Source organism: Shewanella sp. Choline-02u-19 (assembly GCF_002836205.1).
GTDB lineage: Bacteria > Pseudomonadota > Gammaproteobacteria > Enterobacterales > Shewanellaceae > Shewanella.
The window spans coordinates 3,468,185-3,493,543 of the sequence record NZ_PJBE01000013.1 but is presented as its reverse complement, the minus strand read 5'-3'; the positions used below and the strand labels follow the sequence as shown (position 1 = coordinate 3,493,543).

Here is a 25,359-nt window from a genome sequence, read left to right as displayed (position 1 = left end):
TGGTTAGCGCTGCAGCTTGCTGCCGGCTGGATGATTGGAGCCATGGATCTGGCTATGGCAGTTGAGACAGCTCTTACCGCCGCCAAAGGCGTCACTTCCACCTTGCTGTACGACACGGCTTGCATGACCATTGTCCATATGGCATTGCTGACACAGTTGCGGCGCTCTTTGAGTGAGCATGGCTTCATTAACGCTGCCATGGGGGTTATGGCAGTTGGCACAATTTTCTGTGACTGGCGCATGCTCCCATAAAACGGGGCCACGTTTTTCGCCATGACAGCTATAGCAAGTGTCATTTATTGTGGTGTGGTTCAGTGCACTTTCACTCATAGACCCATGTGGGTTATGGCAATCGATACAGGTCATTTGATCCCATTTCATCGGGTGGGATGAGCGCTTATTCATGTCAGATTTTTGCTGAGTGTGGCAAGAGGTGCAGGTGTCATTGACCGTGAGTTGGTCCATTACCGGATCTTTATCGGTGTGGATATTATGACAATCGCTGCAGGCCACTTCGTCTAAATTGTGACTGCTGCTATGCCATGCCATCTGCTTAGGATCGTTGTGGCAACCCAGGCAGACACTGTTCTGACTCTGAGCGGAGAGCTTGCTCTCTTTGCCAAAGGCGATCATCGGCTCCTTACCGCCCTTATTATGTTTGCCTAACGGCCCATGACAGGCTTCGCACTGCAGACCCGCCATGGGCGAATCCGTTTGCCCCGAGTTACCGTGCACGCCATCGAATATTGCCATGACCTTGTCATTTTTCTTATGGCACATCAGGCAGGAGTCGGCACCTTTGTTGGAATATTTACCCTGAGCAAATTTCTCCGTCAGTTGCTGTTCCAGTTGTTCACCAGTGAGTTGGTTCCAGGGGGCCGCCTGAACTGAGAGAGATAAAAACGCGAAAGCGAATACCCCAAAAAGTAACTTAGTGATAATAGATTTGTTCATCATCTTGGCCTTACGGTTAATTATTTTAATGTTTAGTATTTTTTATGTTAATTATTTTGCAGTTGAATTGTAGTTTGAATGTATCTGTATTACTAAATAGGTATGCGTGAAATTGTGATTATTAATTTAAAAATAATTTATACGTGATCGGGATCTTTATTTAGAGGTCGCTGTTTGATGCCGTAATTATTATATTTGCACCCCAATGCGTTTCGGTGTAAATAACTGTTTATATTGATTTTATATTGTTTTTTTGAGGTGCGCTTTATTTGTTTTCTAATATTTTTAATTTTTATTTTATATATATTTAAAATAAGCATTAATGTGAATAAATATAATAGTTTTTCATATTGTTTTTTATAAATCCTGTTCTGTTAATAAGTTTTAATAACTTTATTAATAATTCTTCATAAAAATTCATATTTCTTCAATAGTTCAATTGATAATCATTATTCTTTATGTTTTTTAAGGGGGTTTATATGATTTTTATTGTTGGTCGTCGCCAATCGATAGGTGATTTAACCTCTTTAAATAATGACCCGATTACGTTTATGACAACAATGATTAGCCAGCATCATTCTTGTATTGGATGACTGTAGATTACAGCGCTAGACGGAAGTGTTCAGAACGGCCTTCGTTGTACAAATATTGGCTGAGTTGTTTAAGATCACATCATCGTTAACTGGCATGTGTAACCGCTGTTAATGAATGACCGAACCTCATACACTGGCGGCATAATCATTATATTAGGGATCATTGATGGCACCCATTATCTGCAGTAGTGCTTTAGAGGCTGTGTCTTTAATTCAAAGTGGTGAGACGCTATGGACACATTCAATGGGGGCGACTCCGACCCTGCTACTCGATGCTCTTGCTGAGCATGCATTAACCAAGCAAGACCTGACTTTGTTACAGTTGCACACTGAAGGGGCTGAGTCACTCAGTAGCGAGAAGCTCAAGGGCCATCTGCGGCATCGTTGTTTTTTTGGTGGCTTACCAACTCGCTCGCTACTGCAACAGGGGGATGCGGATTACGTGCCTATTTTTCTCTCTGAAGTGCCTAAGCTATTTCGTTCGGGTGAACAGCCCATCGATACCGCCATCATTCAAGTTTCTCCTCCTGATAAACATGGCATCTGTTCCTTAGGGATCTCAGTTGAAGCGACATTGGCTGCTTGTCAGGTAGCAGGTAAGATTATTGCTCATATCAATCCCCTCATGCCGCGAACGCATGGCGATGGTTTTATTCATTATAATAAGTTTGCCGCGGTATACGAGCAAAGTATGCCACTGCCACAACATCCATTAGCCGCAAGTGATGAGGTTAGCCTCGCGATAGGGCAAAATGTGGCGAAGCTAGTACGTGATGGGGATTGTCTACAGATGGGGATCGGTGCCATACCTGATGCAGTGCTTTCTTGTTTAACCAAGCATAAAGATCTTGGGGTGCATACCGAGTTGTTCTCCGATGGGGTGCTTAACTTAGTCGAGCTTGGGGTGATCAATAATAGCCGTAAGAAGGTACATCCCGGTAAGCTCGTCACCGGTTTTGCACTCGGTAGCCAGCGACTCTATGATTATGTCGATGATAATCCTTCGGTGATATTTATGGATATCGAGCAGGTCAACGACACGTCTATCATCCGTAAAAACCCTAATGTCATGGCGATTAACTCCGCGCTGCAGGTGGATATCTCAGGGCAGATTTGTGCTGACTCTTTAGGGACTCGAATTTACTCTGGAGTCGGTGGTCAGATGGACTTTATTCGTGGCGCAGGCCTTTCTGAGGGCGGCCGCTCGGTGATCGCACTGCCGAGCACGGCTGCACGTGGCTCAGTCTCGCGGATCAGTACCGTGTTATCTCCCGGTGCGGGAGTGGTGACCACTCGCGCCCATGTGCATTATATTGTTACTGAATATGGCATCGTTAATTTAAGGGGGAGATCGTTACGAGAGCGGGCGAGAGACTTGATAGATATCGCCCATCCAGATTTTAGAGAACAGCTCTGTCGAGAGACTTTCGACATGTGGGGATTGACGGTGTAGTTAATTTTGCCTTGCCCTACGCGATCTCTAAAATAAGCACCTTAAAGTCACTATGATATCTAGGTTCGGTAAGGGATTGCTGTTTTGATTTTATTCATTGGTGCTGCGCTGAGCGGCAAGAAAGTCATTGGGCGTTAATCTCGATGGCTTGCCGATAGCATTGTGTAGGCTAGGTTTATCTATCTTCTGGGCTATAAAGTCATGCCGCAGTGCTGGCGTTAATAGCTCGTCAAACATATCTACCTGTTGATTATGAGGGCTCAGCCATGCGTCCATTATTGATTCATCTTCAGGTAGAATCATCGGGCTTGCCTTACTGTGATAAGGCAGTAAATCAGGGTGAGGTGGATTGGTAATGATGGAGCAGGAAACGCGACTCTCACCTGTTTTAGGGTGTTGCCATTCTCGATATAATCCACCAAAGGCTACTGCTGCATTTTCCGCGATAAAATCATGATAAACATTGCGGCTGCCTTTTGTCTCTGTTTCGCCAAAACCTTTGGCAATCACAATACAGCGACTCTCTCTAAATGGCGTAAAGCCGGCACTATTGGGTTGGTTGAGTTTATCGGAACGGGTATTAAACGAGGTAAAGCGACTCGGTTTAAAACCGTGATAAGTCGTTTGTTGTAAAAGCCACCAAGTAGCTGTCTGTAATTGTCGTTCGCCGTCTTCGGTTTCACGCACAATACTGATGTCATTGGTCGGCATTTTAAAGCGAGAATAGAGCATCTCGTCGCTATTGTTGACGCGTAAGTCTTCCATCAATGCTTGTACAAACATATCATCGATAACATTCAGTCGACCGCACATCTCTATTCTCGTTTTAGTAATCGCTGTTACCTGTATAAATAGCAGATATGAGGTTGGAAAACATCATGCCTCTGGTATTGATCTAGCGAGGTTGCTGTTTCTTGAGGGGATGATACGAGTAAAATGACGTTAGCGATGGGTTGGATTAAATGCGCTAGGCTGATAAATATCATTAAACAACAGATACAAAAACTCCAGCAATATACATTGCTGGAGTTTTTGTATGCCCCGTGCACTAGCGTGAGGCAAGGTCTATATAACGACTCGCTTAGAAGCGGTAATCAACAGATAGATATAGTTGCTGGCTATCATTTAGTGATGCCGTTTCTGTAATGGTTGTTCCAATAGCATCTTCCATTTTAGGTTGCATGGTCATAGATGCTGATGCATCATAATCCTGCTTAAGGTAACGGTAACCAATTTCTGTGCTTAGGTTGTCATTGATCTTGTACATAATACCTGTTTGACCACCCCATACAAAGTTGTTGCTTGAGCTAGCAAGCGCAGTTTCAGGGCTGATGTGATTAACACCCGCTGTTGCACCGATGAACCAGTTCAGCTTGTTGCTATCACCTAGGGCTACAAGGTAATCATAAGAGAGTAATAAACTCTGTTGCTTAGCAAAATCATCTGAGTTGTAAGAGTATGTACCGTAAACACGGTTATTATCATCTAGAAAAACACCCGCTCTTAATTCGTAAACTGCATTATCTTCAGATGTTGACCAGTTTTCAGTCTCGCTGTTAAACCCTGGGTCAACTGTTGCTTCAGTGGTTGTTGAACCTTTATATGAGTTTTGCTGTGCGCCAACACCGCCACCAATAAACCAATCTGCTGCCATTGTCGGTGCTGAAATTACGGTTGCGATTACTGATGCCAAGATAAGTGATTTAGTTTTCATATTTGTGCTCCCACACTAAAAAATTTTTGATTGTGTTCATTATCAATCGAGGTGTTTCGTTTCGTTGGAGCTATAGTAGGGGACACTAGCTGAATAATAACTGAATGATATTAACGATAAGGGAACTTTCTGTTTTAGCTATATGTAACGGAACGCAGTACTGTTAATCTGCTGATATATAGTGGGTTAATTTATTGCAGTGTTATTTTTGAACTCTCTCTAGTGTCGTGTTATGGCAACTTATATTTAAAGCTTTCTTACAATAATCCCCTTTTTGCATTCTCTTTCATCAGTTAACCCAGCTTATCTTCGCCCTCTAATAAGGGGCTTTTAGCAATCGTACCGCAAATCTGTTTAACCCTGATTAATGTTGTTTTAACAATACAGATCAAATTAGACCTTTTACTCTAATTATTGTTGGTAATGGCTCTCATTTCAGATTTATTTCAGATTAGTACGAGATAATTATGCTTCATTAATGTATTGCCTCGTCTTAGTTAATCTATGTGCGACCTTCATTGAAACAACATTCACTCCTCTCTTTTTCAGCAAAGGCTCAAACTATACATGTTTAAATTTTTAAAAATCATGGCTATATCAACCATGCTGTTTTGTATTGCACCTGTTCACGCTATCGAGCGAGAGCCGCATCAAGTGCGTTATGACCGCACCTTTCCTATTTGGGCTCAAGAAGCGATTGATTTGGGGCATGAATTACCAAAGCCATTTGGTTTTAGCGTCAACTATATGTCGATGGAGCAACCTTTAATCGTCGATTCTGTTGCCTTTTCTGGATTAGGCGGCCTAGATGATCTGCTCAGTATAAAAGGCAGTGAAGCGCAGCAAGAGTCAGAAACCATCACTTTTAGAGCTGATGCATGGGTACTGCCATTTTTGAATTTATATGGGGTAATAGGGCATACCAAAGGCAGCAGTGTGGCGAATGTACAGCTTGAAGCTGACTGGTCTTCAGTGTTGCCACCGTTGGTATGTAAGATCAATCCTTGCCAGAGCGTTAGTGACCCATTCGATTTCGAACTCAACTTCAAAGGCACTACCTATGGTGTGGGCGGCACGCTAGTCGGCGGCATCGGCAATTGGTTTGCATTGCTTGATATTAATTATACCAATACTAATTTGGATATTTTAGATGGTGAGATCAGCAGTATCGTAGTATCCCCTCGTGCTGGATACCGCACTAGCTATAACAATCATGATATTCAGATATGGGCCGGGGCTATGTATCAAAATGTGGAACAGACCTTTAGTGGCTACCTGCAAGATATTGGCATTCCATTGGGTAAGGCAAAGTTTGAGGTCAACCAGCATCTTGAAGATAAATGGAATGGCCTTATTGGCGGGCAAATCGGGGTAACTAAAAATATCGACCTGTTGATGGAGTTGGGAATAGGTACGCGGACGAGCTTCATGATGAGCTTAGGTTATCGTTTCTAAAGCATTTAATCGGAAGTTTAATCAGGCACTTTCAGGGGGCATTATGCGATCTATTTATCTATTACTCAGTATCCTATTTATCAGTGGTTGTTCAATTGTTGAGATGGCTGATTCAAGTGACAAAGCCGCATTGCAAAAAGTGGGTTTTTCACAGCAGCAGCTTACGTTATCAGAGGGCGGTGAGCTCAATTATTGGCAAGCGGGACAAGGTAAAACGGTGCTGCTCATTCATGGGTTTGGTGGCTCGGCTGTCACGACTTGGCAGCAAGTGATGCTTGAGTTGAGTCAAGATTATCAGGTTATTGCAGCAGACTTAGCTTGGTTTGGTGACTCTCTTAGTCAGGCTGCACCTAGTCTTGCGACTCAGTCACAAGCGATTCGCCAGCTTATTGATGCGCTTAAACTCGATAAGGTCAATGTCGTTGGGATCTCCTACGGTGGCTTTGTCACTTTCGACTTAATGGTTAACGAGCCTAAGGTTGAAAAAGCAGTGTTGTTAGCAAGTCCTGGTGTGCTTTTCTCTGATAACGACTTAGCACAAATGAATCAACGTTTTGGCGTCGATAATGCCAGCGAGGTTTTTGTACCTGAAAATGCTCAGCAGATGCGTCGCTTGCTCGATGCGACTTTTACTGACTTTCCTTGGTATCCCGCTTTTATTGATGAAGCCATTTTTGCTCAGTACTTTGTACAGCACCGCCAAGAAAAACACTTACTCATTGAGGGGCTACCGGCGGACAGATATCGTATTGCGGCGGCGATAGCTGTGGAGGCATTACCGCCAAGCATGCTGATTTGGGGTGAGAATGATCAAGTTTTCCCATTGGCATCGGGGATCCAACTGGCTAATTATTTAAGCGCTCCGATAGTGGTTATTCCAAAAGGGGCTCATGGGATCAGCAATGAGCACCCTGAGATCATTAGCCAAGCAATAAAGGCGTTTATACAATGATGGCGGGTAATTTAAGTTGGAAAAGTGGGGTGCTGGTGATTAGCCTATTGCTGCTTGGCGCGTGTAGTAGCCCTGACTGGCAAGTGCGAGCTTTACCCAGTGATATTGCGATTGCTGCCGCGCTAGATAATGAGCCTGACCCACTGTTGATGGGTGACGTAGTGCTGCAAGATTTACCATTAGTGCGTATGCCTGAAGATGTTCGTCCTTGCTGCGCCTTTGGCAATGCGCAAAAAGTCCAAGTCGGCTCTGTGCCTGTGCCGTTCTTTCGTTATGCTAACACGTTAGCGGTCGACAGTGTTGGGCCACATGCTTTTGAGGCGGGGACATTTAGCTACCAAAAAGGTGCGCCTAATGGCAGTCGTGGCGGTGAGAATAACGGCCAAATTTATACCCTACGTGGCGGTTTTATCGATTTAGCCCATGTGCGCGATACCGCTGATAATGCCATTGCCCTGTTCTATCGTATTTACCCTCAATTAGGTTTGCCGCAGAGTATTGTACTGCCTGATGAAATTGGTCCACGCACCATAGAGCTCAAAGCCTTTGATACCTCTGGTTTAACCGCCGCTCAGCGCTGGGAAATTGCAGCGACCATCTCCGTGCGCTTAGCTTATTTTATGGCGGAGGCTCATGAAGTCGCGCAGTGGCATGGCTATCGTAGTTGGGTGCCGTGGTCTGAGGCGGTATCGGCTTATTCACCTGAAGATCTTTATTCCAATATGTTGGGCGCCAAGATTGCATTAGCCTTGCTGACTAATAACTTGGCGATGAATAAGGAGTTATATAATCAACACATGACACAATGGCTAGCGGCTACACTCACCTGGTTAGAACCTGTTTCTATAGCGCAAACCAATGCACTATTTGATGTCATTGATGGCGTTTGGTGGGATTCAACGCAACCCTTACCGAACAAGTTTATGCTGCTCAAACGCCATTATGAGTTAGGCGATAAGCAGTCACCTTACTTAGTGCCAGAATCCTTAGCTAATTCCCATGCTAAATGGCGCGATGTTAGCGAGCTGTATGAGTCGAATGCTCAGCCGCATCACTTAGCCCTGAGTAACACCATACATGGGATAGACATTGATGCGATTGCTCAGCAAAAGCTGTCGGTGGCGGATAAATTCAGATCCAGTTTTAGCCATATCCCCGAGAAACTGTGGCGCAATGGCTTCACTCAAGCCGATTTTTATCGCATCAGTGAGTACAACCAAATACAAGACTCAATCGAATTACAGCAGCATATAGAGCAGCGAGCTCGCCACCTTACCGAGTTAGAGGCACAACCATGAATAGCGGTAATATCGCTAATGTGCTTATGCTCAGTCTCGTTTTAGGATGTACGCTCAAGGTGCCTTATGTTGCCGCTACGGAGTCGACAGGTTCAATAGAGGCCACACAACCACAAGATGATGACGTTTCCCAAGGTTGGCTCGAAGGTTTCTTACAGACCTTAGGGGCTGATGGCGAGTTTAACTCCGATAAACTGATTGATTTCAGCTACCTGCCAGGACCCTTTTATAATCCAGAAATGGATCTTGGTGTGGGGATCTCTGCGGTAGGTTTGTACCAATATGATCCGAATGATGAGGTCAGTCAGTTATCGTCACTGGTGATTAACGGTTTGGCCTCAACTAATGGTGCACTAGGGATGACAATCGCCAATAAGACCTTTATCAATCAAGACAATCAACGCTTTTATCTCAACGCTGAAGTGTTTGATGCGCCAGATGTATTTTATGGTGTGGGTTACGATGCTAATCACAATGATGGTAATCGTGTTGAGTTTAACCAACGCATCATGTCGGTTAATCCTATGTTATTACAGCGAATGAGTCCGACTAGTTTTGTGGGTATTGGTTTTGATTTTAGCTATGCCAGCGCCGAAAAAATCAATCCGTTAGATTCAAGTGTGGCTACCGAAGCGCTAGAGGAAAGTTCACGCAATGTCGGGATTAATGTGCTACTTAATCATGACAGTCGCGACAACGTACTTAATCCACAATCAGGGCGCATTTTAGAAATAGATGCCGCGTTTTATCGACAGAAATTAGGCAGTAAAACCGACTTTGATGTCTATAACGCGCTCTACAGCGAATACATGAAAATAGGCCGTGGCGAAGATATTTTAGCATGGCAACTGCGTGGCCGTTTTACCTCGGGTGATGTGCCTTGGGATCAGTTATCTAAGGCAGGCGGCGGTAGCTTATTACGCGGTTATACCTCGGGTCGCTACCGTGACAAGCAAATGCTGCTTACGCAAGTGGAGTATCGGCTTAATCTTCCTGGTCGACATGGTATGGTCTTTTGGGGTGGTGCTGGCGTGATAGCAGATGATGTCAGTGGGTTTAACCGCGATACAATTCTACCTAATGGCGGTGTTGGTTACCGTTTTGAAGTTAAACCGAGAGTGAACTTACGCTTAGATATGGCATGGGGTGATGGTGACAGCGGCTTTTATTTTAACGTCAATGAGGCTTTTTAGCGGATTGTTGATGACGTTAATTTGGGGCCCAATTGAGCCCCAAATAAGATTAACTTAGCTTACTTTTTGAAAACAGCTTCGTTAGTACCGTATGGACCTAAATCTAGGTCACGCTTACGGATCTCATCAACGCGGTCAAATGCTTCTTCAGCAACGCGAAGGTTTTTCACATCTTTACGCCAGTAGTACTTAAAGCCATCAAAGTGAGCGTTGTTTGGATACCAGTACATCACACCTAAACCTTTATCAGACATGATAGGCGTGTTGTGGATAGTTGCACCGGGAATGTAGAAGTACTGGCCTGTACCAAGCTTCTTGAACTGGTTATCGGCAAGTGTTTGCCCTTCACCATTGACCACATAGTAACACTCAGGTTGACCATGGAAGTGGGGAGCATGATCTGACTTACCACCATCGGTAATGCCCATGACCATAGGGCTATCTGAAAGCTCTTTCCAAATGTAACCAACCGGTGATTTTGACTTATCGCAATCTTTAACTTCTAGGATGTTACCGTTGTCATCTAATGTCTTACAGAAACGCTGATCGGCAGCAATACTGCTGTTAGATTGGATGCTATTGAAATCAATTTTACCCGCTTCCCAGTCAGCAATGTACGCTTCTACCATAGGGTTACTACACTGAACTGGCATGGTATCTTGTGGCGAGTACGGTGTGCTGTCGTATGGCACTGGTGTCATCTGCTGGAATGGCAATTGTGCGTGATTACATTGTGGGCCTTGGGCGAAAGCGGCTGTTGATGTTAGCGCAGCAATGCCAAATATCATTTTTAGTTTCATCATTCCTATCCTGTTTTTAGCTGATGCAGCTTTAGCTGCGATATTGTGCTCGTTTAAACGGGCTTGAACTAACAATAAAGCGATTGTTGCGGCGTAAATTTGAATTGGATCACGCCGTGTTTTGACTAACAAACTTATTCGTGAGCAAGCTCGCGAATATTCTTTTCGTTAGCCACAATTTATAGATAGAACTGCAAACTTAACTGCACATAATTGGATGAACCTTGCGCAGCTGGCTGTAATGTATAGGCAGACAGTTCATCACTGATTTGATAGCGGCCGACTTCAAAGCCCAGTGCTAATACCGGGGTTAAGTTGGTAAAAATGTTGGCGCCAATATGAAAGCGGTCAGTTTGTTCAATCTCTGTTGTTGTACGGCCATAAAATAGACTTGAACGGGTGCGTTCAGTCCAAAAGTGGCGATAGGAAAACATGGCAGAAAGCGTTGTTTCAACTTCACCGTTGACGATGTCGCGAGCGGCGTCGGTACCTACATATCGCCCCAAATTGCCGTAATGTAGCTGCATTCGTAAATCGTCTTTGCCGAAGGTGTGTAGTTTGGCAGCAACCGACACCCCTGCTGCCAGCTGTGCGTTGTCGGCAGGATCTAAATAGCGCAGTAAGCTAGAAATTGAAACATTGCCCCAATCTCCTTGTTGGTCATAGCGGATTATGGCGTCGGGTACATAGTCATTACTGGTGTCTATCCAATCTGGCTCTGCAGCAGTTTGAGCGCCATCGCGCATGGCTTGTTTGCCATAGGTATAGGGGTTTTCTAGCGCGAATTCCCAATCGCCTGTTTGGTAACGAATTAATGCTTGTCGCACCATCGCTTGACCGACTAATGGTCCACCTAAATCGGCCGTTTCGGCAAAGGTGCTGGTATTAACCATTGTTGACCAAGTTTGTCCTGCAGTGACACCTTGGTACTCAATAAAGGCATGCCTTAGGCGTGGACTGTAAGAGTTAGAAAATACAGCATTACCTTGTGATGAACCGGCAAAATCGATTTCGACAAATCCTTTCACATCCCCTTGAGTCACAGTGACATTAAAGCGACTCTCTGCTGCGCTAAACTGACTTCGTTTAGCAGATTCTGTGACGCTGCCACCACCGGTCCAGCTGTCCTGAAAGGCAATGTTGCCATCAATGTAGCGTGCATTCGCTTTGATAAATCCACCAAAGTGATACTCACTGGCTGACAATGGCGCAGATAAAGTGCCAACCAAACAAATAAAGATGGAAGTTTTAATCATTGATTTCATAGTTTTTTCTTGTTGAGAAGGGTTACAAAACCCTAACAAGGGCATGATTTATTGAGATGGCTACAAACAGATGAGAGATATCAGATTTAAATGTTAGTAGGATCAAAAAGTAAATTGGATGGCAGGAGAAAAGTGGGAGCAACCTAACTCCTGCCGATAGCTTTAGTTCACTAAATCTTCATCCGTTAGAAGTAGTAACCAAAGTTGATGTTAACGCGTTTATCCCAATCATTGCCCATTTCAGGCAGACCAACATGATCGTTGTTAGCAGTTGAGAAGGTCATGTTTTTTCCCATGACGAAATCAAGCATGGTGTAAGTTGGACCGGCAGAAATGGCACAACCTGTCACGTTTTGTATGCTGTTATCGTAGTTATCATCATCAACATCTGGCGTCATTAAACCAAAGTCGTTGTAGCATTTAACACTACCCCAATCAGTGGTAAATGTTTTTGCGATATTAACGTTGTACGCTTGACCTTTTGAGGCAATTTCATACTGCCAGCTAACCACTGAAACACCAATTTTGTTTGGATCTTCAGCATCCGCGGCATCGTACTCATACTGCATCGCTTGCACTTGTAGATTCCAGCTCTTATAGCTGCTGTCTAAATGCATTGCTACCGCGTAACGGTCGCCATTATTACCCGTTTTGCTGTTATAAATTTGACCATATTGAACAGAACCACCAATCGTTGTTTGGCCGCCTTCATGTTCTGCTGTATAGGTTTGACGCACGTTGAACTGGTTAGTCTCTTCGTTGTTATACTCAGTGCCATTGATGGTACCTGTGTATAAGTCGGTCGAATAACGCTTGTTCTCAGTTGGGCCATATTCAGCATTCTTATAGAAAGCTAAATCTGTGTGCCAGCCATTTTTCTCGTAGATTGCTTTGATACCGACATCATGGTCATCTTCGAAACCAAGGTAATAAGGAAGACCAAACCACCAGCTGTTTGAGATAAAATCACGGTTACCAAAAGGCACCTTGTTAATACCAAACTGTAGTTGCCAATCAGGATCGATATTGTAGATACCGTATCCATATTTGATGTAGTTAGTGTTTGAAGTAAAGCGATATTCAGCCGCTAATCCCCAGTCACCTTTTTTGCCGTCAAACTTGATAGCGGCCATATCAAAGGTTAAATCACCGCCTTTGTCTTTTGAGGCTTCATCGTAGTCTTTATAACCGTAATTAACTCTTACAGCGCCGCCAACATTGATACCATCTTCCTGCTCGGCAGCGAATGCTGCTGAACCTGAAAGTGCGATTGCTGTGGCCACCATCGACAACATAAACTTAGTGGTATTTTTCATCATCATTCCCATTTTTTTAGATTTTTAGATTTTTGTATTTAAATTTGTTCTATTACATCTCTTCAAACCAAGTACGGTGGCACTCAGCGCAAACTGGTGCTTTTTTCTCGTGCTCGCCATGACATGCAAGGCAACTTGCACCTTGGTTGTAATGCAGTGACTTATGTGGATTTGCTTCTGGGATCGCCAGTTTGGTTTCATCGACATCAATGCTGTTGATGTCGCCATGACATTCAACACATGCGCTATCCGTGGCATTCTTTCTACCTGAACCTTGGTGGCAAGATTGACAGCCATCTTGGTAGATAAACTCGTGGTTTACTCGGCCTTTGGTGCTGCCTTTCATTTTGACTAACTCGCCGGCCATCGCACCTTGTGACACCACAAAGCTAAGTAGGGCTGTAAGTAATAACTTGTTCATTAGACGGCTCCCTTAAGATCAGCTTTAATCGTTTCAGAGACGACGATCCCCATCGCGAGACACTCTAGGCAAGAGGTTGAACTCAAGCGTGCTTCACCGTGAATACCGCCGGTAACTTCACCAATGGCGTAGAGGTTTTTAATTGACTCCATTGAGCGGCCATCAATGACGCGAGCGGCTAAATCGGTTTTAAGCCCCCCCATGCAGTAATGCACTTTTGGCCAAATACGAGAGACAACAAACGGTCCTGTTAGCACCTCTGCAGTATCCATTTTGCGGTTAAACAGTGGGTCTTTACCGGCTTTAACGTGCGTGTTGTACTCAGTAATACTGTGTTTTAGCTCATCGGCTGGGATATCGAATTTTGCGGCGATATCATCGAGCGAATCAAGCTTCCAGGCCATCTTGTCGCGCAATGCACGGGTAACACGATGGTCTTCGGCGTAGTTGTTGTAGTTAAAGAGCACGATTGGGTAAGCTGGGCTGCCATCGCTGTTACGGTTTTTCATAATGGCTTCAGAGCAGGTTTTGCGATCGGCTCGCTCATCCATAAAGCGTTTGCCGTTGAGCACGCTAATCGAAGCGCCTTGGTGCCAGCCAATTGAAAGGAGGGCATTAGACCAACCAAATCCGCCTTCATCAGGTGAACCCCAATGGCCAGTTTGGATAAGGTTCATGTGCACCGGCAGTGCGCCATAAGCCATTGCGGTAAGTGTCACTTCACCGGTTGCACCTAATGCATTGGTACAATCGAGTGTAGGGTCCAACGATGGATCGACGGCTGCACGCAATGCCATGTTACGAGCAAAGCCACCGTTGGCTAAAATCACAGCCTTGTTGGCTTTGATAAAAATGCTGCTACCGGTTTTTAGATCGGGGAAGCGGTAGTTCTTACGCACTTTTACACCGATAATCTTCTGGCCATCCATGATGAAGTCTTCAATATAGTGTTGTAGGCGGTAATCAACGCCTTCCTTTACACCCGCTTCATATAGCTTGGTGGTGATATCGCCACCAGTACCGTGTTGGGTGCGGATCGCACGCGCCTTGTTGTGGCCACCGACCTGAATATTGAAGCCTTCCTTAAATTTAACCCCTGTATCGATGCATAACTCGTAAGCATCTAAGGCTCGGTTGGCAATTTGGCGCAGTGCAGCTTCGTTCTGCATGCCACGCCCAGAAATTATTTGATCTTTCACTAGCTCTTCTGGTGAATCGTCATTAATACCTTGTGCTAATTGAGTCGGGTTTTTTGGGATCGCTAACCAACCACCGTTAATCGCCGAATTACCACCAATCACTTGCATCTTTTCTAAAACTAATACTGAACCCATGCCTTGACGTTTAGTATTGAGCGCAGCGGATAGGCCTGCAAAACCAGAACCGACAACAATCACATCGACGCTTTCGTTCCAGTTAATCTCGCCGCAGGTTTTTGCTTGGACAGTACCGGGCAACGTTGCTGCTATGCTACCAATTGCGGCACCCGCACTTAGTTTTAAAAAATTTCTTCTACCTTGCATTCTTGAATCCTCTCAATGGGAATGAGGTAACGATAAACACAAGTTAGGCTGCTAAAAGTGAACTAAGTCACGCCATTTTTTCAGTGACAAATTTATTCGTGAGTCAGATCTCGAAGATCTTTTCTCTACTCAAAAAGAGCTAGTAAATTGCGGTGGAAAATGTGACAGGATTTTATACTGAGTTAACAGCTGTGGTTGAAATGTTTGTATGAAGTAACTCACAAAGCCAAATAATAAACGGGTATTAGCGTGAAGTTAATCCCGATTAATGAAGCAACACCTAAACTAACAATTTTTAACAGCGCATAATTATCGCAAATAGATATAAAGGCTGTAATGATGAAATGTCCTACTGAAGCATTGCCCATGATGCGTTGTAATCAAATACTCGACGCTGCGGAGCAGCTTATTGAGTCACAGGGGATCGTGTCATTTAAGTTTTCTCAATTAGCCAAAGAAGTGGGTTGTTCCACAGGTACTCTCTATAAGTTTTTTGAACGAAAGGAGGATATCCTCGTTTGTCTTTTTCTGCGTAGTGCCACCTCTAATCATCTGCCCATTTTTATCGATAAGCATCCTGAACTAACGGCACAAGAAAAAGTGCTATTGCCAATTTTGTTTACCTTTGAAACCATTAAACGCAGTAAGAGCTTTTTTACACTGCGTTCAGTCTCTGTCAATACCATGGTGTGGCAGCTGGCGAGTGACGCAAAAATTGCAAAGTTTAAAAAACGTATTAATGGCTTCTGGGGTTGGTTCACTAAATCACTTAATGAAGCGATAGAAAGAGGGGAACTAGAAGCAACCCCCCTAGAAGTAAAAGAGTTAGTGCAAGGCATTACTTTTTATCTAACCGGTTCATTGACTCAATTTGAAAGCCAGCTAATCGCTCCTGAATATCTATCAAATCGCCGCGAAACCTGCTATCGCCATTTAGCGCGCTTAATGGGGCAGTACAAATGGGCAAAGCCATTAACGCCTGAATTATTTGAATCTTTGGAAAATAGAAGTTCAGATTTTTTCGACAAACACTATCGAGAGCATATGACCTGCGCAACATGCAGTGCGTTAGTGTGTGCATCGACTGATAAAATCTCAGCCTGCTCACGCCTAGAGGCCATCGCTAGATAAATAAAAAAGCCCTCAATAAGAGGGCTGGACCGAATAGTTGATGTGATGTTGGAGATGATGTTACTGGTCCAAAAACTGCAATTTAAGGGAAACTCTTCTCTATACTTTGAACTGTCTCAGTGTTGATGATATATCGGTGGCTAGTGCTTGTAGCTGCTGTCCGGCTATCTCTATTTGCTGAGCGCCTAACGCTGATTCATCAAATGCCTCTCTGATGTTTTCGATATTTTGATGTACGGTATTGACGACCACACTCTGCTGCTCGGTCGCTGAGGCTATCTGAGTATTCATATCAGCGACCACATCGATGTCAGCACTGATGTCACCAAAAGCTTCGGCGGTGAGTTTGGCTTGCTGTACACTGGAATCCGCTTTTTGTCTGCCTAAGTCTATGGTCTTAACGGCCTCATCAACTTGAGTTTGCATACCGAGAATCATACGTTCAATATCTTGAGTCGACTGCTGTGTTCGCATTGCTAGGGTGCGTACCTCATCTGCGACAACGGCAAAACCACGACCATGCTCACCGGCTCTGGCAGCTTCAATAGCAGCATTGAGTGCCAATAGATTGGTCTGATCTGCAATCGACTTGATAACATCTAAAATATTGTTGATGTCGAGTGCTTCCTGCTTAAGGCCATTCATCGCATTGACTATCTGATGGACTGTGTCTGACAGTTCATTGATAAAGGTGATGTTGTCCTCCACCAATGTATTGCCTTTCAATGCTCGGTCTTGAACGGTTAGTACAGACTTGGCCGCATCGGCGGCATTACGGGCAACATCGGTTATGGTGGCACTCATCTCGTGGATAGCGGTTGCTACCTGATGATTCTCATGCTGATGTTGGGTCAGAAGTTCTCGCGAACGGCTAGTAATCACCGACATCTCACCGGTAGCACTATCGAGCACGGTTTGACTTTGCTGCATTTCGATGACGATCCGTCGCACCTTTTCCGCAAACTGATTAAAGCCCACGGCTAATTGAGCTAGCTCATCTTTACTCGATACTTCGAGTCTGACGGTGAGGTCACCATCTCCTTGAGCTATCTCTTCCATCGCGAGAGTGGTTGCATTTAATGGGCGGGTAATTGAACGAATGATTAACATCGATGCGATAAAAATCATGCTTAATAGCAGACTGAAAAATATCACTTTGTCTTTAATGAGTTGACTAAATTCTGCATTGATATCGTCGGTATAGACACCCGTTGCTAATATCCACCCCCAAGGTTTATATAGCTTCACAAAGCTAAGCTTAGGTTCGGGAGTGCTGGAGCCCGTTTTAGTCCAAACATAATCGACATAACCTTCACCATATTGTCGTATCACGTCAAGGAAGGCGACATAGACTTTTTTGCCGTTAGGGTCAGTAAAGTTAATCAGGTTGTTGCCGACATCTTTTTGGCTGGTGCCATGGGCCAATTGTGTCGCCTCAGTGTCAAATATCCAAAGGTAGTTTTGGCCTCGATATCTCATGGCTGAGATCTCTGATTTCACCATTTCCTGCGCCTGTAACAGTGTTAACTCATTTCGGTCTACAGATCCTTGAGCTCGTTGAAGTAGCGATAGTCCAGAATTGAGGACACTGCTAATTTCAGCTTGTCGTTGTATTAGCATGCGTGATTTTTGGTTAAAGGATTCATATCCAGAGCTTACGATAAACGCAAACACAATGAAGATTAACAGTAGCCAGATCCTTTGTACGATAGAGAGGCGATTTAACATTATTTTTCCGAGTCAGAGTCTATGATTGTTTAGGATTTTCTAAACAGTTGCCCTATATTGTTTTTTATTTGTATGTTTTATGTTGTGATGACTGCCGCGAATAATTTTTCTGAGTTTATCTAGCAGTGTGATTACACAGGTTTTATTTTAAATAGAAAAAAGCCCTCTGGGAGAGGGCTGGACCTAAATGTAGGTGTGATGTTTGAGCAGATGAAACCGGTCCTAAAATCCCTATTCATGGCAAGTGATAAACCTATTGCAGGTAGATTCAACTCACCATAGACAGCGTAATCTTGGCTAGAAGTAATAGCCGAAGTTGATGTTAACGCGCTTGTCCCAATCATCGCCCATTTCAGGTAAACCAACATGGTCGTTATTGGCGGTTGAGAAGGTCATGTTCTTACCCATGATAAAATCGACCATGGTGTAAGTCGGACCCGCAGCAATGGCGCACCCTGTCACGTTTTGTAAGCTGTTGTCGTAATCATCGTCGTCAACATCAGGTGTCATTAGGCCAAAATCGTTATAGCATTTCACGCTGCCCCAATCGGTGTTGAATGTCTTGGCGATGTTTGCGCTGTATGACTGACCTTTAGAAGCAATTTCGTACTGCCAACTAACGACTGAAACGCCAATTTTGTTCGGGTCTTCTGCATCTGCCGCATCATATTCATACTGCAATGCTTGTAGCTGTAAATTCCAATCATTGAAGCTAGAGTCTAAGTGCAATGCCACCGCGTAGCGATCGCCATTATTGCCCGTTTTGCTGTTATAGATCTGCCCAAACTGAGCTGAGCCACCTAGGGTTGTAAAGCCGCCATTATGCTCAAATGTATAGCTTTGACGCACGTTAACTTGATTGGTTTCTTCGTTGTTATACTCGGTGCCGTTGATGGTGCCGGTATATAGGTCTGTGGCGTAACGTTTATTTTCGCTTGGGCCGTACTCTGGATTCTTGTAGAAGGCCAGATCGGTATGCCAAGCATCTTTTTCGAAAGTGGCTTTAACACCAACATCATGGTCATCTTCAAAGCCTAAGTAATAGGGTAGGCCGAACCAAAAGCTGTTGGAGATAAATTCAGCATTACCAAAAGGCACCTTGTTGATACCAAACTGTAGCTGCCAGTTAGGGTCAATATCGTAAAAGGCGTAGCCATACTTTATGTAGTTGGTATCAGAGGTAAAGCGATACTCGGCAGCTAAGCCCCAATCGCCTTTCTTACCATTAAATTTAAGCGCCGCCATATCAAAGGTTAAATCGCCGCCTTTATCTTTTGATGCTTCGTTGTAATCTTTATAGCCGTAGTTTACGCGCACGGCTCCGCCAATATTGATACCGTCTGCTTGCTCTTCGGCAAAAGCGCTGGTGCCAGAAAGTGCAATCATAGTTGCCACTGCTGACAACATAAATTGAGTGGTCTTTTTCATCATCATTACCTTTTGTTTTGCTTATCTATCTAGCGACTTCGTGTTGGTGTTCTTGCTCATCAACAATTGTGTTTATCTTCACTGGGTATGGGATGACTTCAATGCCTTCTAAGTGATAGCCGGTTTTAGCAAACCCAGCTTGGGCATTTTTCACCGTCAATGTGCCCGCGATATACATAGGTTGCTGTAAATCAGGGATTGCTACGGGAACGTCAAAAGCAACATGGATCAATTGATTCGACGGTGACGGCGGCTTATGAAAGCAAGCACCTTGCTGCGGTGTTAGCAGAAAGTTTTTAACGTAACCGCTATTTTTTCCATTCAGCGGTACCACAAAACCAGGAATAATCACCTTCTTGCCGTCTAGGGCTAGATTGACATTGGTTTCAACTGGCAGGTTGGCGGCGCCGGGTGCCAAGTTGTGCCACATGATTGATACGGCCTCTTCTGCTAGAAGGGAGGAGCTAAACAGTAAACTAAACGCCAGGATAAGATTTTTCATAGTGTATAAGGAGGCCAAGGATACTTGGCCTCACGCTCTATTGTGGGTTAAGTACGATTACTTAGATTTTTGAACGACATCCCAGCCATAACCACCGTTGCCAGAACGCACTAGCTTAGAGTTGGTGTAGGGGATGAAATCAAACATCAGTTGCTCACCTGGACCTACATCTTGTGGCCACTGGTACTTAAAGGTCGAGAACTTGCCATCTAATGGGAACCAGTACATGTAGATCAAATCTTGGTCATCATAGGTGTTCGGTGTGTAGTGCATCGCTTTACTTGGGATTTCAATATAATCTTTAGGTCCAAATGGTTGCATACGCTCTTGTGCCCAAGTAAGACCTTGACCACTTATGCCGTAGTAACACTCCATTTCGCGATGGTAATGAGGCGCTGCAGTACCCGGTGCTACACGCACTAAACCAATAACTGTTGGTTCATCGTTTAGCTCTTTCCAGCACATACCAACTTCAGTCGCGCTGGCTCCGCCTGCAGGGCAAGGGATTAGGTTGCTTGGATCATCTACACGCCAAGTTAACCAGCCAGAGTCATTTGCGCCTTTACCGCCATGATCGTTTGACTTGATGTTATAAATATCTTTCTCGCCAGACTGTAGCTCTTTGAGGTAAGCCATCGCTTGCTCTTGCTTACATACCATCGGCATGACTTTCGTTGGCGCATTGATGGTAGACAGCGTTGGTCTTTCATTGTGCCAAGGTTGGTCGGCTGGCTTGTCGCCGGCAACGGCGCAACCCGTCACTAAAATTGCAGAAACTGCGAGTAACTTTTTCATCATCTATCCCTTATATTTTTTAGGTTTTTCAGTTTTTATTGCTTAAATTTTGGAAAATCAAAGTTGTGGCAATCCATGCAGATGGCTTGCTTCGGTGTATGTTCACCGTGACACTCCATACAAGGGGCTTCTTGGCCGTAATGCATGCTGTCATGGGGGTTTTGTCTCGCCTCATCGCCCTCACGTTTTGTCTGCTGCGCCAGCTCGCTCATGTCATGGCATTGCAGGCAAGAATCATCAGACGGGAAAGATTTCATGCCTTGGTCATGACAGGTTTTACAGCCTGAGTCGTAGACCATTTCATGGTAATCACGTTGGTCACGTGCCTGTGCTGAAAGTGCAATACAAGCGCCAAGGACGAGTAAAAGTAATGTGTTAACTGTCTTCATCGAAAAATTCCTTATGCCTTCATGATTGAACGGGCGGCAGTAACGCCAAATGCCATACACTCTGGTGTTGAACAACCACCGAGTCGGCTGACACCATGAACACCACCGGATACTTCACCTGCGGCATAAAGCCCTGGGATTTTTTCGCCTGATTTAGCGGCAATCACTTCTGCTTTGGTATTGATTTGAATACCGCCTTGGCAGTAATGCACTTTTGGCCATAAACGCTGCACGATAAAAGGCGCAGTAAGGTAGATGCCGGTGCTCATATTCATGCGTTTGCCAAACTGAGGGTCTTCACCTGCTTTTACGTAGATGTTCCAATCCTCTATTTGTTTCTTAAGTTCTGTGAGCGGCAGGTCAAAATGCTTAGCAATGGCGTCGACACTGTCAAATTCCCAGGCAACGTTATATTTCAATACGTTGTGCATTGAAGGGTCTTTCATTGCTTCATGCTTAGGCGCAATTAACAGTGCAGGGTTAGGCTTACCCTCTTTATCACGACGCAGCACTTCTAAATCAGCACGGGTCTTACGGTCAGCTGTTTCATTCATAAAGCGTTGACCGGTATTGCGGTCAATGGCGATAGAGTGTGGGAAGTTATAGAGTGAGAACCCTGCGCCGTAACCAAAACCACCTTCGTCAGGTGATGCCCAAGGGCCTGATTGAATAAAGCTCAAATGCACTGGCATCGCGCCTTCGGCGAGCATAGCGATTAGGCCATCACCTGTAGCACCTCGTGCATTGGTACAACCGACATCAGCACCAAGGTTAGGATCGAGTGCTTGACGGAAACTGACGTTGGCACCGAATCCACCCGTCGCTATTAACACGCCTTTTTCTGCTTTTACATTGATGAGCTCGCCTGACTCTTCATGGCCGAAGTGATAGCCACGGCGCACTTGAATACCGAGTACGGTGCCATCTTTTGCCGTGATGAGATGTTCAAATTTATGACGGATTTTGGTTTTAACACCATAACTACGGGCTGTTTTGAGCATAGGGCGAATAAAGCCTGAGCCACTACGTTCAACCACTTGATGGCTACGGGTGGCACTGGTGCCACCCGTGTTGATGATGTGGTCGCGGTAAACACAGCCGCAATCTTTAGTGAGTTGGTAAATATAAGGTCCAAGCTCGGCGCTGTGGGTAAGCAGTTCTTCGCTAGCATAACCGCGCCCTGATTTAAGTTGGTCTTGAACCATGAGTTCAGCGCTATCTTCAATACCCAATTGCTTTTGCAAATCGGTATTTGCGAAACAGGCTTGGCCAGCATTCAGTGTACTGTTACCACCGTATACGCCGAGCTTTTCAAATATGACGATATCTTTGGCGCCTAATTTACCGGCTTCGACTGCGGCGGCAAGTCCTGCGAAACCAGAACCCACGATAACGATTTCATGTGTTTCATCCCATTTTACATCGGAAGAATTTGCGCTAACGGTAAGTGGCGCGAATGCACCAACAGCTGCAGCTCCAGCGCCTAACTTTAAAAACGAACGTCTTGTTTGCATATTTTAATCTCCAATTAACTTGGGCTAACAATATGCTTCTGCTTGTAAGTCAATGATGCGCGAAATCACATTTTGTATTAGGTAGTAAAGTTTTTTGTGGCGTTGTTCAAGAAAATGTTTCTTTTATGTATCTAATTGGTGAGAGCAGAATAATATAGATGCTGAAATAGTATTTATAGGTTTAAATAATGCGTTGTCCCAGTAGTCATTGTGACGCGATCCGGTGTAATCAATTACTCGATGTCGCGGAGGATTTAATTGATAAACAAGGGGTTGTGTCTTTTAGATTCGCACAGATAGCCAAAGGTGCAGAGTGCTCAACCAATACCTTATATAAATATTTTGAATCTAAAGAAGATGTACTAGTGTGTTTATTTTTAAGAAATACAATATCGAGCCAAATACCGACTTTTATAAAAGAAAATCCTGACTTAACTATTAATGAGCGTTCAGTGCTGGCGATACTATTTACCTTTGAAGTTGTGAAGAGAAGCCCAATCTTTAACATTTTGCGAGTGGTATCAATTAATAGTATGTTCTGGCAATTAGCCAGCTCTGATAAAATTGAAGTATTAAAAAATAGAGTTAATTTGTTTTGGAGTCGTATTAAACGCCCATTAGAAGATGCGGTTGTATCAGGTGACTTGCAAGCAACCGAAACTGATATTAAGGATCTCAGCCAAGCGTTGTATTTTTTCCTTGCGGGTATCACCTCTTCCTTCGAAAGTAAGTTGATGGATGAGCAGTATTTTACCGCGGAAGATATGCTTGGTCATCGACATATCAGCCGTTTAATGAATCGCTACCAATGGCGAAAGCCTATAAGCCAAGAGATGATGCTGGGATTATCGTCGCGGATCTGCGACTTTCTCGATAAAGGGCATGGCAATATTCGAAGCTGTGAAAATTGCTTAGCGATAGGGAAAAAATCCGATTGCAGGGAGTAAGGTCACTAATCAATCGTTGATGTTGTAAAAGCGCGCCTATCCCTAGTTGCAAGTGTCCATTATTACCAGCGCTTAAAATGCTGAATAAATTAATGCTAGCCCGCGTTTTACTTGACTTTTTTGTGACCACTGCATAGTCTGCTCAGTCAGTATTCAAGGTGGTATGCAATGCAAATAAACTATAATTTAAAACCTGCGTTAGAGCGCCGTACTGAGCAATTCCAACCAACCACCAATGTTGGCTTTGGAAACCTCAGAACTGACCATATGTTTTTAATGGATTATCGCGATGGTGAGTGGTGTGATCCTAGGGTTGTTCCATACGGTCCATTTCAAGTCGCGCCTGGTGCAATCGCATTGCATTATGGCCAATCTGTGTTTGAAGGTGCAAAAGCATTTCAACATGAAGATGGCGAAATCTACACCTTTCGCATTGATAAAAACGCCGAACGCTTAAACCGTTCAGCGGATATTATCTGTATCCCGGCGATCCCTGAAGCAACGCAAATCGAAGCTATTAATGCGCTCATTGATGTCGACAGACTGTGGTTCCCAATGCAGGAAGACGCCTGTCTTTATATTCGACCTTTTGTGTTTGCCACTGAAGACCGGTTATCGGTAAGCCCAAGCGAAGAATATACTTTCTGTGTGATGTTGAGCCCAAGTGGTCCTTATTACAGTGACGGTTTTGATAAAGCGATTCGTTTGCTGATCAGTGAGCGCTTCCATCGTGCTGTCTCCGGTGGCACGGGCGCTTCTAAAGCCGCGGGTAACTATGCCGCGTCATTAAAAGCGGGTAAAGCTGCGGCGGAATATGGCGCTGCGCAAGTGCTTTATTTAGATGCTAACAACAAGCAAATTGAAGAAGTGGGTGCGATGAACCACTTCCATGTGCTTAAAGATGGCAGCATCATTATTCCTACGTTTACAGATACCATTTTGAAGTCTATTACATCGCAGTCAATTCTCGATTTAAGTGAATTACTGGGGTGTGATGTTCGACAAGAAACGGTCATGCTAGATAAATTTATTGCAGATATTGAGTCTGGCGAAATTATTGAAGCGGGTGGTTTTGGTACTGCAGCGGTAGTATCGCCTGTAGGCTCTTATATATTTGAAGATAACCGCATTGTTACCGTCGGTGATGGTAATGTGGGTGAGCATACTAAGCGTATCTACAATGTGCTGACAGAGATCCAAAAGGGCCATATAGAAGGACCTGAAGGCTGGGTAAAACTGGTTGAACGACGGGCGTAATACTTCTGTCGGTATTCAAAATGAAAAGCTCCCATTGGGAGCTTTTTTTATGACTATTTTTTATCGCTAACTCAATGCATAGCTGTCTTATTCAATATCGCTCAGTGCAGAGCGCTTCTCCATCCCCTTAAAAAGACGGTCTGCAGAGCTTTGAGCTTCTGCTGAAACATCACATCTTATGGCTCTGTCTTATAATCGAAAGCTGGTATTAATGCGTACAGCTTGGCGTGCACTGTTTTGCGCCGTTGGATAAAACTGTTGATTAGACACCTCAGCCATAATCGCTTTATCTAAAAGCGCTCCGGTGGTGTTATTGATGATCTCTAGTTGACGCATCTGTCCCTCATTATCGACCACGAAAGAGATCTGGTAACTAGTTTCTGCAAATTCGACATTACTTGCTGAGGCTTTAGCGAGGCTTTTACGCCAATTAATTAGCTTATCTTTTGTGACCCAATAATGGGCAAAGCTGGTGCTATCAAGATCGAGAACCCTAACGTCTTGTTGCTTCGTGGTGGTGTTGGTGCAGCCTAGCAATGACCCCGACAATAATAGCAAACACGTCAAAGAGGCATTTTTAAAATGGAACCAAGTTATCGGCATTTAATGTACCCCGGTAGAAACAAGTGTTAACAAGCTGTTAATTTCGGTGTTAATATATAGGTCGAACGTACTGCTGTCTAGGTGTTGGGCTCAAGGGTTTGACTGATTTTTAATAAAATGAGATGAGC

23 protein-coding genes are annotated in these 25,359 nt (G+C 44.3%); 8 read left to right on the top strand and 15 right to left on the bottom strand.

Going from position 1 to position 25,359, the window contains the following annotated elements; translation table 11 throughout:
- Nucleotides 1-3 precede the first annotated feature (3 nt).
- Nucleotides 4-957, bottom strand: a complete 954-nt coding sequence (locus tag CXF83_RS22000) for a DmsE family decaheme c-type cytochrome (RefSeq protein ID WP_101089466.1) — start codon at nucleotides 955-957, stop codon at nucleotides 4-6.
- Nucleotides 958-1,713: 756 nt separating this feature from the next.
- On the opposite strand from CXF83_RS22000, the gene CXF83_RS21995 reads away from it, so the two are divergent.
- The gene (locus tag CXF83_RS21995; protein WP_101089577.1) at nucleotides 1,714-3,000 is read left to right on the top strand and encodes an acetyl-CoA hydrolase/transferase family protein; all 1,287 of its coding nucleotides are present in this window, start codon (nucleotides 1,714-1,716) and stop codon (nucleotides 2,998-3,000) included.
- A gap of 90 nt (nucleotides 3,001-3,090) precedes the next feature.
- Here the strand turns inward: CXF83_RS21995 and CXF83_RS21990 are convergent, their stop codons facing one another.
- Both CXF83_RS21990 and CXF83_RS21985 read right to left on the bottom strand, forming a co-directional pair.
- The gene (locus tag CXF83_RS21990; protein ID WP_101089578.1) at nucleotides 3,091-3,813 is read right to left on the bottom strand and encodes an SOS response-associated peptidase family protein; all 723 of its coding nucleotides are present in this window, start codon (nucleotides 3,811-3,813) and stop codon (nucleotides 3,091-3,093) included.
- A gap of 268 nt (nucleotides 3,814-4,081) precedes the next feature.
- The gene (locus tag CXF83_RS21985; protein WP_101089579.1) at nucleotides 4,082-4,714 is read right to left on the bottom strand and encodes an outer membrane beta-barrel protein; all 633 of its coding nucleotides are present in this window, start codon (nucleotides 4,712-4,714) and stop codon (nucleotides 4,082-4,084) included.
- A gap of 567 nt (nucleotides 4,715-5,281) precedes the next feature.
- Between CXF83_RS21985 and CXF83_RS21980 the strand changes: the two genes are divergently transcribed.
- Genes CXF83_RS21980 through CXF83_RS21965 form a run of 4 tightly spaced genes read left to right on the top strand, consistent with a single transcriptional unit; the run spans nucleotide 5,282 to nucleotide 9,612 of the window.
- Entirely contained in the window at nucleotides 5,282-6,169 is an 888-nt protein-coding gene (locus tag CXF83_RS21980) for a virulence protein (RefSeq protein ID WP_101089580.1), read from the top strand.
- A 43-nt stretch (nucleotides 6,170-6,212) separates the two neighbouring features.
- Nucleotides 6,213-7,121, top strand: a complete 909-nt coding sequence (locus tag CXF83_RS21975) for an alpha/beta fold hydrolase (RefSeq protein WP_101089581.1) — start codon at nucleotides 6,213-6,215, stop codon at nucleotides 7,119-7,121.
- A complete protein-coding gene (locus tag CXF83_RS21970) occupies nucleotides 7,118-8,419 on the top strand; it encodes a DUF4056 domain-containing protein (RefSeq protein WP_332871126.1) in 1,302 nt (433 codons plus the stop codon). Before CXF83_RS21975 ends, CXF83_RS21970 begins: the two co-directional genes overlap by 4 nt.
- Nucleotides 8,416-9,612 carry a BamA/TamA family outer membrane protein gene (locus tag CXF83_RS21965; protein ID WP_101089582.1) on the top strand — a complete coding sequence of 399 codons (1,197 nt, stop codon included), beginning with the start codon at nucleotides 8,416-8,418 and terminating at the stop codon, nucleotides 9,610-9,612. The genes CXF83_RS21970 and CXF83_RS21965 overlap by 4 nt, the downstream gene beginning before the upstream one ends.
- 59 nt (nucleotides 9,613-9,671) lie before the next feature.
- Here the strand turns inward: CXF83_RS21965 and CXF83_RS21960 are convergent, their stop codons facing one another.
- The 5 genes from CXF83_RS21960 to CXF83_RS21940 all read right to left on the bottom strand — a co-directional run bounded on the left by CXF83_RS21960 (nucleotide 9,672) and on the right by CXF83_RS21940 (nucleotide 14,937).
- Complete coding sequence (locus CXF83_RS21960) at nucleotides 9,672-10,415, bottom strand: cupin domain-containing protein (protein ID WP_101089612.1); 744 nt, start codon at nucleotides 10,413-10,415, stop codon at nucleotides 9,672-9,674.
- 176 nt (nucleotides 10,416-10,591) lie between these two features.
- Nucleotides 10,592-11,677 carry a DcaP family trimeric outer membrane transporter gene (locus tag CXF83_RS21955; RefSeq protein WP_101089583.1) on the bottom strand — a complete coding sequence of 362 codons (1,086 nt, stop codon included), beginning with the start codon at nucleotides 11,675-11,677 and terminating at the stop codon, nucleotides 10,592-10,594.
- Between the two features lie 185 nt (nucleotides 11,678-11,862).
- A complete protein-coding gene (locus tag CXF83_RS21950) occupies nucleotides 11,863-12,996 on the bottom strand; it encodes a hypothetical protein (RefSeq protein WP_101089584.1) in 1,134 nt (377 codons plus the stop codon).
- Nucleotides 12,997-13,045: 49 nt separating this feature from the next.
- On the bottom strand, nucleotides 13,046-13,414 hold the full coding sequence (locus CXF83_RS21945) for a cytochrome c3 family protein (protein WP_101089585.1): 369 nt from the start codon (nucleotides 13,412-13,414) through the stop codon (nucleotides 13,046-13,048).
- The gene (locus CXF83_RS21940) at nucleotides 13,414-14,937 is read right to left on the bottom strand and encodes a flavocytochrome c (protein ID WP_101089586.1); all 1,524 of its coding nucleotides are present in this window, start codon (nucleotides 14,935-14,937) and stop codon (nucleotides 13,414-13,416) included. Before CXF83_RS21940 ends, CXF83_RS21945 begins: the two co-directional genes overlap by 1 nt.
- 339 nt (nucleotides 14,938-15,276) lie before the next feature.
- On the opposite strand from CXF83_RS21940, the gene CXF83_RS21935 reads away from it, so the two are divergent.
- On the top strand, nucleotides 15,277-16,068 hold the full coding sequence (locus tag CXF83_RS21935) for a TetR/AcrR family transcriptional regulator (RefSeq protein WP_101089587.1): 792 nt from the start codon (nucleotides 15,277-15,279) through the stop codon (nucleotides 16,066-16,068).
- 99 nt (nucleotides 16,069-16,167) lie between these two features.
- Here CXF83_RS21935 and CXF83_RS21930 read toward each other — a convergent pair whose 3' ends face one another.
- From CXF83_RS21930 to CXF83_RS21905, 6 genes are all read right to left on the bottom strand, one after another.
- Nucleotides 16,168-17,796: a methyl-accepting chemotaxis protein gene (locus tag CXF83_RS21930; RefSeq protein ID WP_101089588.1), complete on the bottom strand. Its 1,629-nt coding sequence runs from the start codon at nucleotides 17,794-17,796 to the stop codon at nucleotides 16,168-16,170.
- A 297-nt stretch (nucleotides 17,797-18,093) separates the two neighbouring features.
- Nucleotides 18,094-19,227 carry a hypothetical protein gene (locus CXF83_RS21925; protein WP_101089589.1) on the bottom strand — a complete coding sequence of 378 codons (1,134 nt, stop codon included), beginning with the start codon at nucleotides 19,225-19,227 and terminating at the stop codon, nucleotides 18,094-18,096.
- Nucleotides 19,228-19,249: 22 nt separating this feature from the next.
- On the bottom strand, nucleotides 19,250-19,726 hold the full coding sequence (locus tag CXF83_RS21920; protein WP_101089590.1) for a DUF3299 domain-containing protein: 477 nt from the start codon (nucleotides 19,724-19,726) through the stop codon (nucleotides 19,250-19,252).
- Nucleotides 19,727-19,783: 57 nt separating this feature from the next.
- Nucleotides 19,784-20,521 carry a cupin domain-containing protein gene (locus CXF83_RS21915; RefSeq protein ID WP_232775176.1) on the bottom strand — a complete coding sequence of 246 codons (738 nt, stop codon included), beginning with the start codon at nucleotides 20,519-20,521 and terminating at the stop codon, nucleotides 19,784-19,786.
- Between the two features lie 35 nt (nucleotides 20,522-20,556).
- A complete protein-coding gene (locus CXF83_RS21910; protein WP_101089592.1) occupies nucleotides 20,557-20,910 on the bottom strand; it encodes a cytochrome c3 family protein in 354 nt (117 codons plus the stop codon).
- Nucleotides 20,911-20,921: 11 nt separating this feature from the next.
- The gene (locus CXF83_RS21905) at nucleotides 20,922-22,424 is read right to left on the bottom strand and encodes a flavocytochrome c (RefSeq protein ID WP_101089593.1); all 1,503 of its coding nucleotides are present in this window, start codon (nucleotides 22,422-22,424) and stop codon (nucleotides 20,922-20,924) included.
- 188 nt (nucleotides 22,425-22,612) lie between these two features.
- On the opposite strand from CXF83_RS21905, the gene CXF83_RS21900 reads away from it, so the two are divergent.
- Together CXF83_RS21900 and CXF83_RS21895 are read left to right on the top strand one after the other, a co-directional pair.
- Complete coding sequence (locus CXF83_RS21900; RefSeq protein ID WP_101098065.1) at nucleotides 22,613-23,371, top strand: TetR/AcrR family transcriptional regulator; 759 nt, start codon at nucleotides 22,613-22,615, stop codon at nucleotides 23,369-23,371.
- A 168-nt stretch (nucleotides 23,372-23,539) separates the two neighbouring features.
- Nucleotides 23,540-24,628: a branched-chain amino acid aminotransferase gene (locus tag CXF83_RS21895; protein WP_101089594.1), complete on the top strand. Its 1,089-nt coding sequence runs from the start codon at nucleotides 23,540-23,542 to the stop codon at nucleotides 24,626-24,628.
- Nucleotides 24,629-24,817: 189 nt separating this feature from the next.
- Here CXF83_RS21895 and CXF83_RS21890 read toward each other — a convergent pair whose 3' ends face one another.
- Nucleotides 24,818-25,231 (bottom strand): energy transducer TonB, encoded by a 414-nt coding sequence (locus tag CXF83_RS21890; protein ID WP_101089595.1) that lies wholly within the window; start codon nucleotides 25,229-25,231, stop codon nucleotides 24,818-24,820.
- Between the last annotated feature and the right edge of the window lie 128 nt (nucleotides 25,232-25,359).